Here is a 17123-nt window from a genome sequence, read left to right on the forward strand (position 1 = left end):
GTACTTGTTAACCGCCCGCGGTTAACAAGTACTCACGGGCGGAGGTTCGCAGGTCGGGTTTGCGGATCTTGCCGGTCGCGGTGCGGGGGAGGGCCTCCGCGATCCGGACGAACGTCGGAATCTTGAACCCTGCGAGCTTCTCTCGCAGCCGGGTGCGCACCGTGTCCTCGTCGAGGGTGGTGCCGTCGGTGCCGACGACGAATGCCATGCCGGTCTCCCCCCACTTCTCGTGCGGGACGCCGATCACCGCCGCCTCCCGGATGCCGTCCAGCTTCAGCAGCGCCGCCTCGACCTCGGCGGGGTAGACGTTCTCGCCGCCCGAGATGTACATGTCCTTGTAGCGGTCGCAGATGAAGAGGAAGCCGTCGTCGTCGAAGTAGCCGGCGTCGCCGGTGTGCAGCCACCCTTCCACGACGGTGCGGGAGGTCGCCTCGGGCTGATTCAGGTAGCCGAGCATCACGTTCGGCCCCTTCGCGACGATCTCACCGATCTCGTTCGGTTCGGCACTCGACCCGTCCGGGCGGACGACGTCGACGTCGGTGAAGAACGTCCGCTTGCCCGCGGATCCGACCTTCGCGCGGACGTCGTCCCCCGACAGCATCGTCACCGACGGCGCGGTTTCCGTCAGCCCGTACGCCTGCGCGATCGCGACGCCGCGTTCCTGCCACGGCGAGATCAGCGCTTCGGGGAGGGGAGCCCCGGCGACGCAGATGGCCCGCAGGCTGGACAGGTCGGCGTCCGCGAACCGGGGGTGGTGCCACAGTTCCTGGATCATCGTGGGGACCGCGAAGAATGTGGTGATGCGCTCCTTCTCGATCGTGTCGAGGACGGCGCCGGCATCGAACTTGCGCAGCAGCACGACCGTGCCGCCGGACAGCAGGGTCGGTGTGACGGCTCCGCCGATTCCGCCGATGTGGAAGAGCGGCGCCACCGACAGCGTGCGTTCCCTGGACGTCATGTCTTGGGCGAGAAGCTGGTTCATGGCGTTCCACAGCATGTTTCCGTGGCTGAGCATGACACCCTTCGGTGCGCCGGTGGTGCCCGACGAGTACATGAGCACCGACAGGTCGTCGAGGCCCACCTGCTCGTCGATGCGGGTGTCCGGCTGCCCGGTGCGCACACTGTCGTAGGTGTGGGCGGACCAGGAGTCGGTCAGCCCGATCCAGGTGGTGACCGGGGAGTCCGACCGTGCGAGTTCCTGTGCGACGCCGGCCTGCTGGTCACCGAAGATCACTGTGGTGCAATGGGAGTCGCCGAGCACGTAGCGCGCTTCCTCGGCGGTGAGGCGGGCGTTGAGTGGGAGATATGTGGCGCCGAGCAGCCCGGCGGCGAACATCACCTCGAGCGCCGCGGGGTCGTTGAACCCGAAGAAGCCTACGCAGTCACCCTTCTCGACGCCGAGGGCGCGCAGGCCGTGGGCGAGCCGGCGGGTCCGCAGGGTCATTTCCTCGTAGGTGACGGCTCGTCCGTCGAAGACGAGCGCCTCGTTCTTCGGTGTCATGGTGATGCGGCGCTCGAGCCACGAGCCGATGCCTTCGTTGTCCATGGTGACTCCTCGTTCTCTTCGAAACTACTCTCGGGCTCGGGTCAGGCCGACGGGGTGTCGGCGCTCAGGTCGTTGTCCTTGCTTTCCTTCGTTGCGACGAGGAAGGCGGCGCTGACCACGCACAGTGCGATGACGAACAGCCCGACCGGGAGGATCGATTTGCCGGACGACGCGAACAGCGACGCCAGGATGACGGGGGTGAAGCCTGCTCCGACGAGGGTGGCCAGCTGGTATCCGAGCGACGCCCCGGTGTAGCGCGCCCGCGTGCCGAACTGCTCGGAGATGAATGCGGCCATCGGACCGTAGGTGGCCGAATGGCACAGGGTGTAGCCGACGAAGGCGAGTGCGATGAACAGGAACTCCCCGGTGCTCAGCAGCAGGAACAGCGGGTAGACGCTGACGATCATCGCCGCGAGTCCCGCGAGCATGACCGGCCTGCGGCCGATCCGGTCGGACAGCCGAGCCGATCCGAGGACCAGGAAGATCGCACAGAACTGGCAGAAGGAGAACGCCAGCAGCGCGTCGGACCGCGGGGCGCCGCTCGACACGGCGTAGGTGATGGCGAACGTGGTGAACGCCGTCTGCATTCCGAAGCTCGCGATGCAGGACATCGACGCCACGACGACCGCGCGGGGCCGCTTCAGGATCGTGACGATCGGCGGGGCGGTCTCCTTCTTCGCGCTCTCCTTCAGGGCCGCCGTGAACAGCGGGCTCTCCGACACCTTCGACCGGATGAACAGGCCGAGTGCCAGCATGAGCGCCGAGATCAGGAACGGGATGCGCCAGCCCCACGTCAGGAACTGCTCGTCGGGTAGCAGTGAGACGGCGGCCAGGGCGAGGGTGCCGAGCAGGGCGCCGGTCGGCGCGCCCGCGTTGGTGAACGCGGCGGCGAACCCGCGCTTGCCGGACTCGGCGTGCTCGAGCGACATCAGCGCTGCGCCACCCCATTCGCCGCCGACCGCCAGACCCTGGCAGACGCGGAGCAGGACGAGCAGCACCGCCGCCCAGGATCCGATCATCTCGGGCGGGGGAATGAGCCCGATCGCGAACGAGGCGATGCCCATGACGGTCATGGAGATCAGCAGCATGGCCTTGCGGCCGACGGTGTCGCCGAAGTGGCCGAAGAGGATTCCGCCCAGTGGGCGGGCGACGTAGCCGGCGGCGAACGTGCCCATCGACGCGATGGTCGCGGCGAGGGGGTCCAGTCCGGCGAAGAACACCGGACCGAAGACGAGGGACGCCGCGGTGGCGTAGAGCAGGAAGTCGTAGAACTCGATGGTGCTGCCCAGGTAGCTCGACAGGATCACCCTGCGAACTTCCTTCTTGCGTCGGGTGGCCGACATGGTGCCGGCGGTGGCGGTGACCGTCATCGATACTCCTTGGCCGAGCGTGGGACAACAGAGCGGAGCGCGTGTAGCGCGGATCACAATTAAACATTAATCATTGAAGTTGTCAATGGAAGAGATTGGCAACGCTTCTGAGGGTGCGGCCGCAGACGGCATCTGCGCCGGCATGAATCGCATACGCGGGCAACCGGATCCGTCAGGAACGGATGAGCCCGCGCCCGATGATCTCCTTCATGATCTCGGTGGTGCCGGCGTAGATCGGGCCGCCGCGACAGTCGAGATAGTCCTGCGCGACGTCGTACTCGCGCATGTATCCGTAGCCGCCGTGCAGCTGGACCGCCCGCTGGACGACCCGCTGCTGCAGCTCGGTGATCCACCATTTGGCCATCGCCGCGGTCACCTCGTCGAGCGTTCCGTGCGTGGCGTCGAGGATGCAGCGGTCGGTGAAGCACTGCGCGATCTCGATCTCGGTGGCGAGTTCCGCGAGGTAGAAGCGGTTGGCCTGGAAGTCGGCCACCCGCCGGCCGAACGCCGTGCGGTCGCAGCTGTACGTCAGCGCCCGATCGAACGTGCGTCGCATGGACGCCATGGACGTGACCGCCACACTGAGGCGCTCCTGGGGCAGATTGTGGCGCAGATAGCCGAAGCCGGCGTTCGGTTCTCCGAGGACGTTCTCGCGGGGGACGCGGACGTCGTCGAACACGAGTTCCGCCGTGTCCTGGGCGCTCAGTCCGACCTTGTGCAGTGGGCCGTTGCGGGTGAATCCGGCCATTCCGGTTTCGACCACCAGCAGGCTCATGCCCTTCTTGCCCGCGGCCGGATCCGTCTTGGCCGCGACGATCACGAAGTCGGCGAGCATGCCGTTGCTGATGAAGATCTTGGTGCCGTTCAGGACCAGGTCGTCGCCGTCGGCGACGGCGGTCGTGGAGATCGCGGCCAGGTCGCTACCTGCGCCCGGCTCGGTCATGGCGATCGCGCCGATCTTCTCGCCGGTGCACAGCGGTGTCAGGAATCGGTGCTTCTGCTCCTCGTTCGCCAGTGAGGTGAGGTAGGGCGTGACGAGGTCGTTGATGCCGGCCAGGCCCATCACGACGGCGGGTGCCCCGACGCGGCAGAGTTCTTCGATGACGATGGCGTTGAAACGGAAGTCGTCGGTTCCGCCGCCCACGAATCGCTCCTCGACGTTGATCCCGAGGATGCCGAGCTTGCCGGCCTGACGGTAGACGTCCCGGTCGACCCGTCCCGCATCCGCCCATTCGCGAAGATGCGGGGCGACATCACGTTCGGCGAACCGGCGCACCGTGTCCCGGAACGCATCGTGATCGGCGTCGAAAATGGTCCGTTCCAGTGCGACCGATGACATGCAAGGTTCCTTTCGTCGGCAAGCGTGCGTCGCACGCCTGCATACCCGAAAGGAACCTATCTATCAATCATTGATAAAGTCAATGATTATGGATGTTCGGCGGCGTCAATACCAGTACTTCCGCCCACCGACCGCGCGGCCCGTCGTGCCCAGCAGCAGGAGTACGAGGCCGATGACGAGGAGGATGATTCCGATCGTCGTGAGAATCGAGATCCCCGCGACGAGGCCGATGACGAGCAGGATGAGTCCGAGAACGATCACGGTCTTCCCTCTTTCGGTTGACTGCTTGGAACTACTGACTCGGTTGCGGCACTTCGCAATCGATCTTCGGGTTGACGCCCGCATAGTTGAGCGGCCCGGCGATCACGGTGACGGCGATCGTTCCGGCGCTGGCACAATCGGCCTGCGCGTCCTTGAAATAGCCGCGCTGGAACACGGCGATGGCGCCGATGATCAGCCAGATGATCACGATCAGCGACAGGAGCCGTCCGATACGCATTTCCGACCTCCGTGTGGGCACCGGCACCGGGCCGGTGAACCTGTCGTACACCCGAACGCTATGTCGACGACGTGTCGGTCGGCTTCGCGTGTGCTCCATGGGTATTCGTGGAGCTCGTGCCGTCGGGCCGGGCGTTGGCCGGTCCGCCGTCGGTGGTGCGGGCGTCCGCGGCCCGAGCGTCGGTGGTGCGGGCGTCGTTCGGGGCGGCACCCGTCGTCTTGACCTCGGGATCGAGCTCGTCCGCCCTCTTCCACTCCTTCTTCAGGTCGTCACGAGACGTGGTCGCCGTATTCTGGTGAGTCTGCGCATCGACCTGTAGTCGCTTGGCCTCGGCGGCTTTCGCTTCCGCTTCTGCCTGGGCCTTCCGTGCATTGGCCGCGGTCTCCTCGGCCAGCGCTTCGCGCTTCTCGACGACGGATGTCTGCTCCTGCGCCTTGGCGCGGATGCTGTCGGCCTCCTGGTGGCGGCGCGCGTTGCGCTTGCGGGACGCCGCAATGAGCAGCGCGGCCACGGCGAGTACGACGACGATCGCGACGATGATCCAGATGATGGTCATGGTGTCCATTGGCTACTCCCAGCAGTCGTGTTGTTGAAGTACCCAGCCCGCAAACCCGGCAAACAGACCGTGAGCCAATCGCAATCAAACGGGCAGGTCCGGCAGGCAGGACCGGCAGCCGGAGTGCTGGAAGTACCCTGCATTCCACTACCGTGAACCGCATGAGCGAGTTGCTGGAACGCGACGGCGTGCGCGGACGACTCCACCGCCCCGCGGGAGACGCGTCGGCCGGGCTGGTCCTGACACACGGGGCAGGAAGTGACTGCGACACAAAGCTGTTGCTGGCCGTGACCGAGGGGTTCGTGCGGCGGGGGGTGGCGGTCCTGCGGTTCGACCTCCCGTTCCGGCAGCGCCGCGCGTCGGGCCCGCCGCACCCGTCGAAGGCAGCGGAGGACCGGGAGGGCGTCGCGGCCGCGGTGGCCGTGATGCGGGAGTTGGTGCCGGCGCCGGTGTGGGCGGGCGGGCACTCGTACGGCGGGCGTCAGGCGTCCATGCTCGCCTCGGAGCGCCCGGGTCTCGTCGACGCCCTGCTCCTGCTGTCGTACCCGCTGCATCCACCGGCCAAGCCGGAGAAACTCCGCACCGAGCACCTGCCCGGCCTCCACACCCCGGCCGTGGTGGTGCACGGGTCGAAGGACCCGTTCGCGACCCCCGGCGAAATGCGGTCGGCACTCGCACTGATCCCCGCCCCGACGACGCTCGTCGAACTCGAGGGCGCCCGGCACGATCTGGCCCCGGACAGGTTCCCGGTGGTCGAACGCGCGGTCGCGGCCATGCTGGACCTTCTGTAGGCCGGCCGAGAGCGTCCGCCCGTGGTCGGTATGTTCGGTGAATGAGCAACGAGCAGTCGGACGCGCCCCAGTGGTTCACCACGGCAGTGGCGGCCCCGGTCGACATCGGCCGGGTGGACGTCGCCGGTGCGGAGGTCCACTACCGCGCGTGGGGCCCGACGGGCACGCCCGGGCTCGTGCTCGTCCACGGCGGCGCCGCCCACAGCCGGTGGTGGGACCATGTGGCACCCATGCTGGCCACGGGCCGCCGCGTCGTCGCACTCGACCTCACCGGGCACGGCGACAGCGACCGCCGGCAGGAGTACGGATTGGAACGGTGGGCGGAGGAAGCCCTGGCCGTCGCCAAACCGGCGGGCATCTCGGGGCCGCCGGTACTGGTCGGGCACAGCATGGGCGGAATGGTGTCGTACGTGGCCGCGCAACTGTTCGGCGAGGACCTGGCCGGTGTCCAGCTGATCGATTCGCCCGTCCTCGCGCGCACGCCGGAAGAGGAAGAAGCGCGGAAACAGCGGGCATTCGGTCCGAAGAAGGTCTACCCGTCCCGGGAGGTGGCGCTGGAGCGGTTCCGGTTCGTCCCGCCGCAGGACACCGCGGTGCCCGCCGTCCTGCGCCACGTCGCGGAGACCTCGATGGAGGAGGTGGACGGCGGGTGGTCGTGGAAGTTCGATTCCTCGTTCTTCTCCCGCGAGGGCAGCGGCCATCTGGGAGCGTCCGACCCGCGCTGCCGTCTCGCCTACTTCCGCGCCGAGAACGGCATCGTCACCGACGCCATGATGGACAGCATGCGCAGCCGATTCGGGCCGACCGCGGTGGTCGTCGAGATCCCCGACGCCGGACACCACGTGATGATCGATCAGCCGCTCGCGCTGGTCGTCGGTATCCGGACGGTGCTCGCGTCGTGGGACGTGGAGGATTCCGTGGCCGGGATGCCGGGCTGAATCAACTGATTCAGTCGCCGGACCGCACGGCGGCGACGAACTGCTCGATCAACGCCGCATCCTTCACCCCGCGGGACGATTCGACCCCGCTCGACACGTCGACACCCCACGCGCCGGTCGCGTCGACGGCGGCGCGCACGTTGCCCGGATGAAGACCGCCGGCGAGGATCCATTCGCCGTCGGGTCTGCTCTGGTTCGCCCAGTCCCAGGGCACCCCGGCCCCGGCGGTGGCCCCGTCGACGAGGACGCGGTCTGCTCCGAAATCGCCCGAGGTGTCACCGGCGACGACGGCACGGATCACGCGGAGCCCCGCCTCCCGCAACCGGGTGACGTCGTCGGCGGAGGTCAGGTCGTGCACCTGGACGGTGCCGAGCCCGGCCGCGGCGGCGATCTCGATCACCTCCGTGACGGAACTCCCCTTGAACACACCGACCGCGACGGTGTGACCGGTGACCCGGCGGACCAGCGGCGCGGCGTCGCCGGGGGAGATCCGGCGGACGCTGTCGGCGAACACGAAACCCACGGCGTCCACACCGAGGCGCACGGCCAGATCGACGGAGGCCTCGTCACGCAGGCCGCACACCTTGATGAATGTCACCCGCGCAATTTTACCGGTCGCTCCGACTCGCCGACGCGGCGCTGGTTCGCGCTCTAGGCTTCGTGAGGTGGACTGGCTCAGCGACCTCAGCGTGATCACCGGGCCCCTGCCCTGGATCCTCACGGTAATCGGTGCGCTCGGCGGCGTGTGGCTGCTCGCCGCCCGCGCCCCGTGGTACCGCAGGAAGGCGATTCCGATCTGCCTGGCCGTGGCGGTGGTCGTCACCGTCGTCCTGTACGTGATGGTCGAGAAGGTTCTCCGGCCGTTCCCCGACCCCATCGAGATGTCCATCTACGTGTGGATCGGTCTGGGGCTCTTCGCGATCGTCCTGCTCGTGCCGCGGATCCGCGCCGGCCGGACGGTGAAGTCCGCCGTCGTGTCGGTGCTCGCCGTCGTCGCCGTCCTCCTCGCATCGGCGACGCAGATCAACCTGGTGTTCGACGCCTACCCCACGGTGGGCACCGCATTCGGGGCGGAACCGTTCGACCGGGTCCAGATGAACGACCTCGGCAGCGCCACCGAGAACGTGGTGACGGGAACGCCGCTCGACGCGTCGTGGACGGCCCCGCCCGGGATGCCCAGCGAGGGGCGGGTCCTGACGGCGCCCGTTCCCGGGACGGCGTCGGGGTTCGCCGCCCGCGACGCCGAGATCTACCTCCCGCCCGCCTACTTCGCCAACCCGCGCCCGCTGCTGCCCGTGCTCGTGATGCTGGCCGGTCAGCCCGGCGCGCCCGAGGACTGGTTCGCCGGAGGCAAACTCGCCACCACGATGAACGAGTTCGCCGCGAAACACGACGGGCTGGCTCCGATCGTGGTGGTGGCGGACGGCACCGGTTCGCAGATCGCGAACCCGCTGTGCGTCGACTCGAAACTGGGCAACGTGGCCACCTATCTGGCGAAGGACGTTCCGGCCTGGGTGAAGTCGAACCTGCAGGTGAACCCGGACCCCGAGGCATGGGCCATCGGCGGCCTGTCCTACGGCGGCACCTGTTCGCTGCAGATGGCCACCAATTATCCCGACGTGTACCCGACGTTCCTCGACATCTCGGGTCAGGAAGCACCCACGCTCGGTGACCACCAGCGCACCCTCGACGACGGCTTCGGCGGTGACGAGGCGGCGTTCGAGAAGGTCAACCCGCTCGACCTGATGGCGTCGAACAAGTACCCGGACACGGCCGGGGTCTTCGTGATCGGCAGCGACGACGACGCCTACAAGCCGGGGGCGCAGAAGGTCTATCAGGCCGCGAAGAACGCCGGCATGGACGTGCAGTACGTGGAAGTGCCGGGCGGGCACAGCTTCGCCGTGTGGTCCGCCGGGTTGGAGAAGGAATTGCCGTGGCTGGCACAGCGGTTGGGGCTGATCGGTTCGTAAGAACACCTCGCGGTGGAGAGGGGCGACATGACGGCGGCAGCGAAGGTACTGCGGGTGGGGTCGGCCCTGCCCGACCCGCCGTTCGAGTTCCGCGACGGTGCGGCGCCTGCCGGTTTCGACGTCGAGTTCACGCGGGCGCTCGCGCGGGAACTCGGCCTCGACTGGTCGCTCGTCCCGTACCGGGGCACCGACTTCAACGGCATCTTCGACGCACTGGCGGGCGGCGAATTCGACTGCATCGCCTCGGGAACCACCGTGACGCCGGATCGGCGGGAGCGCGCCGATTTCTGCGCCCCGTACCTCGTGTCGGGTCAGTCCCTGGCCGTCGACACGTCCCGGCATCCGGGCGTGCGCGGGGTCGACGACCTGCTCGGCCTGACCGTCGGTGTCCAGCACGGCAACACCAGTCAGCCGATCGTGGAGCGCCTGGTCGCGGAGGGCCGCGCGGGCGCGATCCGGGTGTACGCGTACGACCGGATCGGACAGGCCCTCGACGACCTGTCCTCGGGCGGGTGTGACGCCGTCATGAAACTCGCGCCGGTCCTCACCTGGCTGGTCCGGGACCGCCCGCGCGTGGAGGTGGTCGAACGGGGAATCTCCCGCGAGGAGATCGCCGTCGCGGTCCGCACGGGTGATCACGCACTGCGTGAGGCCATCGAGTCGGCGCAGCGCGCCCTGGCCGCGGACGGCACCCTCGACCGGCTGCGGTCGGAGTGGCTCGGGATCAGTGGCACGGACGGTGGCTCGGCATGACACCTGTCCAAGAATAGGAACGTGTTCTATATTTGCGGCAAACCTTTTGTCTCTCGGCGACTGGAGTGCCCGGCATGTATGAGTGGTCAGATACCGACCTGATGTTCCGCGACGCGATCCGCGGCTTCATCGACAAGGAGATTCGACCGCACGTCGACAAGCTGGAGACCGGCGAGCTGCCTCCGTTCGACATCATCCGCAAACTCTTCGCCACCTTCGGCCTGGACGAGATGGCCCGGGAGGCGCTCACGAAATCCCTGGACCGCGAACGCAGCGGCGACGCGGCATCCGGCGCGAAGGAGGAGAAATCCGGCGGCCTCGGCGGCGCGGGCAGCATGGGCGTCATCATGAACGCCGAACTGGCGGGCGTCAGCCTCGGGCTCGTCGCCTCGCTCGGGGTGAGCCTCGGGCTGGCGGCGGGCACCATCCGCAGTCGCGGGACGCTGGCGCAGAAGGAGCGCTGGCTGCCCGGCCTGGTCACGTTCGAGAAGGTCGGGTCGTGGGCGATCACAGAGCCCGACTCCGGCTCGGACGCGTTCGGCGGCATGAAGTCCTACGTGCGCCGCGACGGCGACGACTACATCCTCAACGGGCAGAAGACGTTCATCACCAACGGTCCCTACGCCGACGTCATCGTCGTGTACGCGAAACTCGACGAGGGGGACTCGTCCGTCGACCGCCGCGACCGGAAGGTGCTCGCCTTCGTCCTCGACGCGGGCATGGACGGGCTCACCCAGGGTGCGCCGTTCAAGAAGATGGGCATGAACTCCTCGCCCACCGGGGAACTGTTCTTCGACAACGTGCGCGTCACCCGTGACCGTCTGCTCGGCGAGACGGAGGACGGCGGCACGTCGGACGGCAAGTCCAGCGCGAAGGAGAACTTCGCGGCCGAACGGATCGGCATCGCGTCGCTGTCGCTCGGCATCATCAACGAGTGTCACCGGCTCTGCGTCGACTACGCCAGGTCCCGCAAGCTGTGGGGCAAGGAGATCGCCCAGTTCCAGCTCGTCCAACTCAAGCTCGCCGAGATGGAGATCGCGCGCATCAACGTGCAGAACATGGTCTTCAACGCCATCGAGCGCACCGCGGCGGGGGATCGGGTGAGCCTCGCGGAGGCGTCGGCGATGAAGCTCTACTCCTCGCGGGCCGCCACCGAGGTGGCGATGGAGGCGGTGCAGTTGTTCGGCGGCAACGGGTACATGGCCGAGTACCGGGTCGAGCAACTCGCGCGCGATGCGAAGTCGCTGATGATCTACGCCGGCAGCAACGAGATCCAGGTGACGCACATCGCGAAGGGCCTGCTGGCGATGTGAGGTCCGGCCCCGGGAACAAATGTCGTACGGCGTACGTTAGGGGGGTGTCGTCAACGAAAGGACACCACCGTGAAGGTCACCGCGAGCGCACTGTCGCTGAACGTCGCAGACCCCGTCGCGTCGGCCGAATTCGCCAAGTCCCACCTGGGCTTCGTCGAGGAGATGGCCGCCGAGGGCTTCGTGTCGCTGAAGCGTGCGGACGTCGGCTTCAATCTGGTCTTCCTGAAGACCGGACTGGAGACGTTCAAACCCGCGCGGATCGCCGGTGACGCCGGCCAGGGGCTGCTGATCGCACTCGTCGTCGACGGCATCGACGGCGAATACGAGCGGCTGCAGGCGGAGGGCGTCCCGATCGTGACGCCCATCGAAACCGAGCCGTGGGGCGAACGCTACTTCCAGATGAGTGACCCGAACGGGGTGATCATCCAACTGGTCGAATGGGTGTAGCGGTCACACCGCCGCGAGGAACGGCTCCACGGTCGCGAGCACCTCGGTGCTCGCGGCCACCGCCGTCGAATGGTCGAAACCGGGCAGGATCGTCAGCGACGCACCGGGAATCAGCGCCGCCACCCGCCGGGTGTCGCCGATCCGCTCGGCATCGTTCGAACCGGCGAACAGCAGGGTGGGGACGGCGATCCGGCGCAGGACGTCGTCGTCCACTCCGGGCTCCACACCGGAACGACGCATGTACGCGGCGAGCGCCTTCGCGTCGTTCGCCAGGAACGCGGCCCGCGTCCCGGCGTCGATCGGCCACGCGCGCCGGGCATTCCACTGCCCCAGGAACGCCTCCATGCCGTCCCGTTCGAGGACGTCGATGCAGCCGGGGAAGAACAGCCGGTCGAACGCGCCGGCCTGCGGGAGGCTGCTGCCACCGCCGACGATCAGGCTCTCCAGACGTTCGGGCGCGCCGACCGCCAACGCCAGCGCGACCCGGCCGCCGAGCGAATACCCCAGCACGTGCGCGCTGGGAAGGGCCAGGTGGTCGAGGACCGCCAGGACGTCGCCGCGGAGCAGATCCATCGCGTACGCGTCCTCGTCGTGCGGCTTGTCGCTGCGCCCGTGGCCCCGCAGATCGACCAGGATCAGCCGGTACCGATCACGCAGCGCGGCGACGTAACCGAAACCGCGCCAGATCGCGTGGGACAGGGCCGTGCCGTGAAGAAGAACCAGGGGCTCGCCCTCGCCGACGGTCCGGTACGCGATCCGGACGCCGTCGACGGGATTGGTAGCGTGCTGCACCCGCCCAGTCTGCATCACGTCCTTCGCGGACGGCACTCGGGCGCACGGGCCGGGGGCGATACTGGTGGCATGCCGATTCCCCCGAACCCCGCGCTCGACCCCGAGGAACTGCTGGCCGTCGCGATCGCCGAGGCGGAACTCGGCAAACGGGAAGGCGGAATCCCGATCGGGGCCGCGCTGTTCGCCGGCGACGGAACCCTGCTGGGCCGCGGCCGCAACCGGCGGGTCCAGCACGGCGACCCGTCCGTCCACGGCGAGACGGACGCGTTCCGCGCCGCCGGACGCCAGCGCGACTACCGCTCGACGATCATGGTGACCACCCTGTCGCCGTGCTGGTACTGCAGCGGACTGGTCCGGCAGTTCAACATCGGCGCGATCGTCGTGGGGGAGAGCGTCACGTTCACCGGCGGCCACGAATGGCTCCGCGAGAACGGCGTCGACGTGACCGTCCTGCGCGATCAGCACTGCATCGACCTCATGGCCGAATTCATCGAGAGCAGGCCCGCACTGTGGCACGAAGACATCGGCGTGGCCGAATAGGCTTCGCCCGTGCGCCTTTCCGGTTGCCGGGACTACCGGAAAGGCGCACAAGGCCGGGGGCCCTCTCCGGTCAATTCCAGCCACCGGGTGACACCGATGTCGTGGAGGAACTGCCGGTCGTGGCTGACCACGATCAGCGCACCGCGGTAGCTGCGCAGCGCCTGCGTGAGGTGTGCGAGGCTCGGCAGGTCGAGGTTGTTCGTCGGCTCGTCCATCAGCAGCAGACGCGGGGCGGGCACGGCCAGCAGGATGGTCGCGAGGGCGGCCCGCAACCGTTCCCCGCCCGACAACGCCGACGCGAGAACATCGGAATCGTTGCCCCGGAACAGGAACCGGGCCAGCTGGGCGCGGATCTGCTCCTGCGACGCGTGCGGCGCCGCCGCGGCCACGTTCTCGGCGACCGTCAGCGACTCGTCGAACACGTCGAGCCGCTGCGGCAGGGCCTTGAACGGAACCCGCGGTCCCGCAGCCACGACGGCGTCGAGCAGGGTCGTCTTCCCGACGCCGTTGCGCCCGACGAGGGCGATCCGCTCGGGGCCGACCACGTCCAGCGTCACCCGCTGGCCGCTGCGCAGGCTCAGGTCCCGGACGGAGACCACCTCCTGACCCGAGTACACCTCCGTGGCGGGCAGGTCGATGCGCACCTCGCGGTCGTCCCGCAGGGCACTCTCCGCTTCCGTCAACGACTCCCGCGCCTCGTCGACCTTCGCGATGTGATTGTTCCGCAGCTTTCCCGCTGACTCCTGCGCCTGCCGCTTCCTCAGCCCCATCACGATCTTCGGCTCGCGCTTGTTCTCGAACATCTTCTGCCCGTACCGCTTACGCCGGTCGATCTTGATGCGTGCCTCGACGAGTTCCCGCTTCTGCTTCTGCACGTCGCTGCGGGCGTCGCGCACCGCGGCCCGGGCGGCCTCCTGCTCCGCCTCGACGATCTCCCGGTAGGCGCTGAAGTTGCCGCCGAACATGCGGATCTCGCCGCCGCGCAGTTCCGCGACGGACGTCATGAGGTCGAGCAGGGCGCGATCGTGGCTGACCACCAGCAGCGTGCCCGGAAACTGTTGCACCACCTCGTAGAGCTTGCTGCGGGACGCGCCGTCGAGGTTGTTGGTGGGCTCGTCGAGGAGCAGCACCTCCGGCTCCCTCAGTAGTTGCGCGGTGAGACCGAGTAGCACGGTCTCACCGCCCGACAGGGTGCCGACGGTGCGGTCGAGGTCGGACGTGCTGCCGAGCACCCGCTCGAGACCGAGCCGGTGCAGGGTCGACACGGCCCGCTCCTCGATGTCCCAGCGGCCGGTCGCCGCATCGAAATCCTCGGGCGTGCCCTCGCCGGACTCGATGCGGTGCAACGCCGCCCGAAGATCGTCGATGCCCAGGATCCGGTCGATCTTCAGCGTGGGGTCGAGCGTGATGTCCTGCGGCAGGTACGCCACCTCGCCCTGCGCCGTCACCGACCCGCGGTCGGGGCGCAGGCGCCCGGCGATCAGCCGGAGCAGCGTCGATTTTCCGGAGCCGTTGAGACCGACCAGGCCGGTGCGACCGGGGCCGAAGACGGCGTCGAGGCCGTCGAAGACAGGCTCGCCGTCCGGCCAGGTGAACGTGAGGTCGGACAGGGACAGATATGACTGGGCCATGGGGTACTCCCGAGGTGTGTGCGGATGAAGACTCGCGTGACTACCTCGTCAGGAGCAATGGACCGTTCCCCTCTGTCTGACGCGCCCGGTGCGCATCGGTGACGTTCACGATAGGACGCCGCCGATGCCCGCGCAATCGAATTAAATCTGGGGGCCGTCGGCCCTGAGTTCGTCCACCTTCGCCATGGCCTCGCGCAGTTCGGCCAGCCACTGTTCGCTGTGCTGGCCTGCCAGACGCACCGTCCACATCAGCGCGTCCGACCGCGACCGCGCCACGCCGGCGTCGACGAGCGTGTCGAGGACCTTGCGTTCGGGTTGGCGGAGGCGGGTCATCACCGGAACCGCGAGGTGGGTGAACAGCGTCTTGTGGTCGTCGAGGCTGACGCCCCACGCGACCTTGCGCCCGTAGCGACGCTCGGCCTCGTCCGCGATGCGCATCCGATCGGCCCGGGTCGTTTCGCGGAATCGCGAGATACGCCCGTCGATCGCGGCGTCGGAACCGGACTCGGCGGACTCGACGGGCGGCAACTCGCCGACCACCACGATCTCCTCCCGGTCGACCTCGACGGTCGCGGGGCCGGTGAACCAGTCGTCGGGGAGGCGGCCGGCGAACCACTCGGCCGCGTTGCTCGCGTCGGGGACGTCCGCCTGCTGCCATCCACCGGGGCGGCCGAAGCGGCGGGGGCCCGGACCTTGTGCGTTTCTCATGGCGTCCTCCTGGGAGCCGGGTGCCACGATCACCGTGATGCAGCACTGATTACATGATTACACCCATTATTCGAAGCGCGCCACCACGTCAGGCATGATCGAGTCCGTGCGCACCTCAACCGTTCGTCACAGCCCCATCCGTCCCACCCCTACCCGGAAGGCGACCGCCGGGATCGCCGTCCTCGCGACGGTGCTCTCCGCCTGCGGACTCTTCGGACCGGACCAGCCCGACACCGTGTCACAGCAGTTCGCCGAAGCCCTGAACAGCGACGACGTGCAGGCTGCCTCCGCGCTCACCACCGACCCGGCCGCCGCCACCGCCGCGATCACGGCCATGTACGACGGGCTCGGAAACCGGGACGGCACGTACACCCGCACCGACGTGCAGGAGTCGGGCGACGAGAGCGGAACGTTCACCATGGATGTGACCTGGCCGTTCGCCCCGGGGCAGGAATGGAAGTACAGCACCACCGGCAACGCCACCAAGGACGGCGACGACTGGAAGATCGTCTGGGACCCGGCCGTGCTCGCACCCGGACTCACCGACGACACCACCGTCCGATACACCACCACGACCGGCACACCGCCGAAGGTCCTCGCCGCCGGTGGCACCCCGATCCTCGAGCAACAGGTCGTCACGCTGGTCAACCTCGACCAGGGCGCCGACACCGCGGCGGTCGCGTCGTTGCTGTCGCCCATCGCGCCGACCATCACCGCGGCCACGCTCCAGCAGGATCTGGCAGGCGCCCAGGGCAAACCGGTCACGGCTATCTCGCTGCGGGCCGAGGACCTGGCGCCGATCGAACCGCAGTTGCGGCAACTCGCCGGAGTCACGCTCGCCCCGCAGACCCGGCTGCTCAGCACGGACAAGGCGCTGGCCTCGCCCACCCTGGCGGGGCTCGGCGACCTGTGGCAGCAGGGGCAGGACGCGTCCGCGGGCTGGGCGGTGCAACTGGTCGGTCAGGACGGTTCGGCGAAGACCGTCGCCGGTCAACAGGGCCCCGACGCCCCCGACATCGCGACGACCCTCGACCTCCCGATGCAGATGGCCGCCGAGCGGGCGCTCGCCGACGTGCCGCAGCAGGCCGCGATCGTCGCACTCCGACCCTCCACAGGGGAGGTCCTCGCGGTCGCGCAGAACGCCCCCGCCGACGCGCTCGGACCGATCGCGCTCACCGGCCTCTACCCACCGGGATCGACGTTCAAGACGGTGACGACGTCCGCCGCGCTGCAGGCCGGTGCCGCCACCCCGGACACCGTCCTGCCCTGCCCCGGCACCGAGAACATCGAGGGCAGGCAGATCCCCAACGACGACGAATTCGACCTCGGTGCGGTCCCGTTGCACACCGCGTTCGCCAGGTCCTGCAACACCACCATGGGACGGCTCGCGGTCGGGTTGCCGCCCGACGCCCTGCAGAAGGCCGCGCTGCAGTTCGGGCTCGGCGTCGACTACGTCACGCCCGGACTGACCACCGTCACCGGCAACGTGCCCATCGCCGACAGTCCCGCCGCCCGGGTCGAGTCCGGTATCGGGCAGGGGCAGGTGACTGCGTCGCCGTTCGGGATGGCTATGGTGGCCGCATCGATCGCGGACGGTTCGACGCCGGCGCCGACGATCGTGCAGGGACAGCCCGGCACCGCCGACAAGACGGCGCCCGCCGTGCCTGCGAACGTCACCGCCGACCTCCGGACGATGATGCGCGAAACTGTGACGGGAGGTACCGCTACTGCGCTGCAGGACATTCCGGGACTTCTCGGCAAAACGGGCACGGCCGAGTCCGGAAGTGGTCCCGCTCACGGCTGGTTCGTCGGAATCAAGGACGACCTAGCATTTGCCGTCTTTATTGCAACAGGTGACAGTTCGGCCCCTGCTGTGCAGGCTGCGGGGCGTTTTCTTCGATAAACCCGTTCACGCGTTGCTGTTCGGGGA

18 protein-coding genes are annotated in these 17123 nt (G+C 68.4%); 8 read left to right on the plus strand and 10 right to left on the minus strand.

Going from position 1 to position 17123, the window contains the following annotated elements; genetic code table 11:
* Positions 1-7: 7 nt before the first annotated feature.
* From couL to ACFTZB_RS13805, 6 genes are all read right to left on the minus strand, one after another.
* Positions 8-1546 carry a p-hydroxycinnamoyl-CoA synthetase gene (gene couL / locus ACFTZB_RS13780; protein ID WP_378432258.1) on the minus strand — a complete coding sequence of 513 codons (1539 nt, stop codon included), beginning with the start codon at positions 1544-1546 and terminating at the stop codon, positions 8-10.
* 41 nt (positions 1547-1587) lie between these two features.
* A complete protein-coding gene (couT, locus tag ACFTZB_RS13785) occupies positions 1588-2916 on the minus strand; it encodes a p-hydroxycinnamate MFS transporter (protein WP_378432260.1) in 1329 nt (442 codons plus the stop codon).
* Between the two features lie 172 nt (positions 2917-3088).
* Positions 3089-4255 (minus strand): dihydro-p-hydroxycinnamoy-CoA dehydrogenase, encoded by a 1167-nt coding sequence (couH, locus tag ACFTZB_RS13790; protein ID WP_378432262.1) that lies wholly within the window; start codon positions 4253-4255, stop codon positions 3089-3091.
* A 105-nt stretch (positions 4256-4360) separates the two neighbouring features.
* Positions 4361-4516, minus strand: a complete 156-nt coding sequence (locus tag ACFTZB_RS13795; RefSeq protein WP_378432264.1) for a DUF6131 family protein — start codon at positions 4514-4516, stop codon at positions 4361-4363.
* A 31-nt stretch (positions 4517-4547) separates the two neighbouring features.
* Positions 4548-4754 (minus strand): hypothetical protein, encoded by a 207-nt coding sequence (locus ACFTZB_RS13800; protein WP_072947562.1) that lies wholly within the window; start codon positions 4752-4754, stop codon positions 4548-4550.
* A 58-nt stretch (positions 4755-4812) separates the two neighbouring features.
* Positions 4813-5319: a hypothetical protein gene (locus ACFTZB_RS13805; protein ID WP_378432267.1), complete on the minus strand. Its 507-nt coding sequence runs from the start codon at positions 5317-5319 to the stop codon at positions 4813-4815.
* Between the two features lie 143 nt (positions 5320-5462).
* On the opposite strand from ACFTZB_RS13805, the gene ACFTZB_RS13810 reads away from it, so the two are divergent.
* The gene (locus tag ACFTZB_RS13810; protein WP_378432269.1) at positions 5463-6101 is read left to right on the plus strand and encodes an alpha/beta fold hydrolase; all 639 of its coding nucleotides are present in this window, start codon (positions 5463-5465) and stop codon (positions 6099-6101) included.
* A 41-nt stretch (positions 6102-6142) separates the two neighbouring features.
* Positions 6143-7039: an alpha/beta fold hydrolase gene (locus ACFTZB_RS13815; RefSeq protein WP_378432271.1), complete on the plus strand. Its 897-nt coding sequence runs from the start codon at positions 6143-6145 to the stop codon at positions 7037-7039.
* Positions 7040-7049: 10 nt separating this feature from the next.
* On the opposite strand, the gene ACFTZB_RS13820 is transcribed toward ACFTZB_RS13815, so the two are convergent.
* A complete protein-coding gene (locus tag ACFTZB_RS13820) occupies positions 7050-7637 on the minus strand; it encodes a phosphoribosylanthranilate isomerase (RefSeq protein WP_378432273.1) in 588 nt (195 codons plus the stop codon).
* A gap of 67 nt (positions 7638-7704) precedes the next feature.
* On the opposite strand from ACFTZB_RS13820, the gene ACFTZB_RS13825 reads away from it, so the two are divergent.
* The 4 genes from ACFTZB_RS13825 to ACFTZB_RS13840 all read left to right on the plus strand — a co-directional run bounded on the left by ACFTZB_RS13825 (position 7705) and on the right by ACFTZB_RS13840 (position 11522).
* Positions 7705-9009, plus strand: coding sequence for an alpha/beta hydrolase (locus ACFTZB_RS13825; RefSeq protein ID WP_378432275.1), 1305 nt, complete (start codon positions 7705-7707; stop codon positions 9007-9009).
* Positions 9010-9036: 27 nt separating this feature from the next.
* Positions 9037-9762 carry an ABC transporter substrate-binding protein gene (locus ACFTZB_RS13830; RefSeq protein ID WP_378432277.1) on the plus strand — a complete coding sequence of 242 codons (726 nt, stop codon included), beginning with the start codon at positions 9037-9039 and terminating at the stop codon, positions 9760-9762.
* Between the two features lie 74 nt (positions 9763-9836).
* Entirely contained in the window at positions 9837-11075 is a 1239-nt protein-coding gene (locus ACFTZB_RS13835) for an acyl-CoA dehydrogenase family protein (RefSeq protein ID WP_378432279.1), read from the plus strand.
* 69 nt (positions 11076-11144) lie between these two features.
* Positions 11145-11522, plus strand: a complete 378-nt coding sequence (locus ACFTZB_RS13840) for a VOC family protein (RefSeq protein WP_072947554.1) — start codon at positions 11145-11147, stop codon at positions 11520-11522.
* A 3-nt stretch (positions 11523-11525) separates the two neighbouring features.
* On the opposite strand, the gene ACFTZB_RS13845 is transcribed toward ACFTZB_RS13840, so the two are convergent.
* A complete protein-coding gene (locus tag ACFTZB_RS13845; RefSeq protein WP_378432320.1) occupies positions 11526-12329 on the minus strand; it encodes an alpha/beta fold hydrolase in 804 nt (267 codons plus the stop codon).
* Between the two features lie 54 nt (positions 12330-12383).
* Here ACFTZB_RS13845 and ACFTZB_RS13850 point away from each other — a divergent pair, with 54 nt between their 5' ends.
* Positions 12384-12854 (plus strand): nucleoside deaminase, encoded by a 471-nt coding sequence (locus tag ACFTZB_RS13850; protein WP_124395234.1) that lies wholly within the window; start codon positions 12384-12386, stop codon positions 12852-12854.
* Between the two features lie 32 nt (positions 12855-12886).
* Here the strand turns inward: ACFTZB_RS13850 and ACFTZB_RS13855 are convergent, their stop codons facing one another.
* Both ACFTZB_RS13855 and ACFTZB_RS13860 read right to left on the minus strand, forming a co-directional pair.
* On the minus strand, positions 12887-14485 hold the full coding sequence (locus ACFTZB_RS13855) for an ABC-F family ATP-binding cassette domain-containing protein (RefSeq protein WP_378432282.1): 1599 nt from the start codon (positions 14483-14485) through the stop codon (positions 12887-12889).
* Between the two features lie 141 nt (positions 14486-14626).
* A complete protein-coding gene (locus ACFTZB_RS13860; RefSeq protein ID WP_378432285.1) occupies positions 14627-15193 on the minus strand; it encodes a hypothetical protein in 567 nt (188 codons plus the stop codon).
* Between the two features lie 94 nt (positions 15194-15287).
* Here ACFTZB_RS13860 and ACFTZB_RS13865 point away from each other — a divergent pair, with 94 nt between their 5' ends.
* Positions 15288-17096 (plus strand): penicillin-binding transpeptidase domain-containing protein, encoded by a 1809-nt coding sequence (locus ACFTZB_RS13865; RefSeq protein WP_378432287.1) that lies wholly within the window; start codon positions 15288-15290, stop codon positions 17094-17096.
* Positions 17097-17123 lie beyond the last annotated feature (27 nt).

This window comes from Rhodococcus sp. NPDC057014 (assembly GCF_042673295.1).
In the GTDB taxonomy this organism is placed as follows: Bacteria; Actinomycetota; Actinomycetes; order Mycobacteriales; family Mycobacteriaceae; genus Rhodococcus_F.

Bases quoted from the DNA above. Each gene is read 5' to 3' on its own strand.
- ACFTZB_RS13800 (WP_072947562.1), bottom strand. From the start codon at position 4,754: ATGCGTATCGGACGGCTCCTGTCGCTGATCGTGATCATCTGGCTGATC.
- couT (WP_378432260.1), bottom strand. From the start codon at position 2,916: ATGACGGTCACCGCCACCGCCGGCACCATGTCGGCCACCCGACGCAAG.
- ACFTZB_RS13845 (WP_378432320.1), bottom strand. From the start codon at position 12,329: ATGCAGACTGGGCGGGTGCAGCACGCTACCAATCCCGTCGACGGCGTC.
- ACFTZB_RS13815 (WP_378432271.1), top strand. From the start codon at position 6,143: ATGAGCAACGAGCAGTCGGACGCGCCCCAGTGGTTCACCACGGCAGTG.
- ACFTZB_RS13805 (WP_378432267.1), bottom strand. From the start codon at position 5,319: ATGGACACCATGACCATCATCTGGATCATCGTCGCGATCGTCGTCGTA.
- ACFTZB_RS13865 (WP_378432287.1), top strand. From the start codon at position 15,288: ATGATCGAGTCCGTGCGCACCTCAACCGTTCGTCACAGCCCCATCCGT.
- ACFTZB_RS13855 (WP_378432282.1), bottom strand. From the start codon at position 14,485: ATGGCCCAGTCATATCTGTCCCTGTCCGACCTCACGTTCACCTGGCCG.
- couH (WP_378432262.1), bottom strand. From the start codon at position 4,255: ATGTCATCGGTCGCACTGGAACGGACCATTTTCGACGCCGATCACGAT.
- couL (WP_378432258.1), bottom strand. From the start codon at position 1,546: ATGGACAACGAAGGCATCGGCTCGTGGCTCGAGCGCCGCATCACCATG.
- ACFTZB_RS13835 (WP_378432279.1), top strand. From the start codon at position 9,837: ATGTATGAGTGGTCAGATACCGACCTGATGTTCCGCGACGCGATCCGC.
- ACFTZB_RS13860 (WP_378432285.1), bottom strand. From the start codon at position 15,193: ATGAGAAACGCACAAGGTCCGGGCCCCCGCCGCTTCGGCCGCCCCGGT.
- ACFTZB_RS13850 (WP_124395234.1), top strand. From the start codon at position 12,384: ATGCCGATTCCCCCGAACCCCGCGCTCGACCCCGAGGAACTGCTGGCC.
- ACFTZB_RS13830 (WP_378432277.1), top strand. From the start codon at position 9,037: ATGACGGCGGCAGCGAAGGTACTGCGGGTGGGGTCGGCCCTGCCCGAC.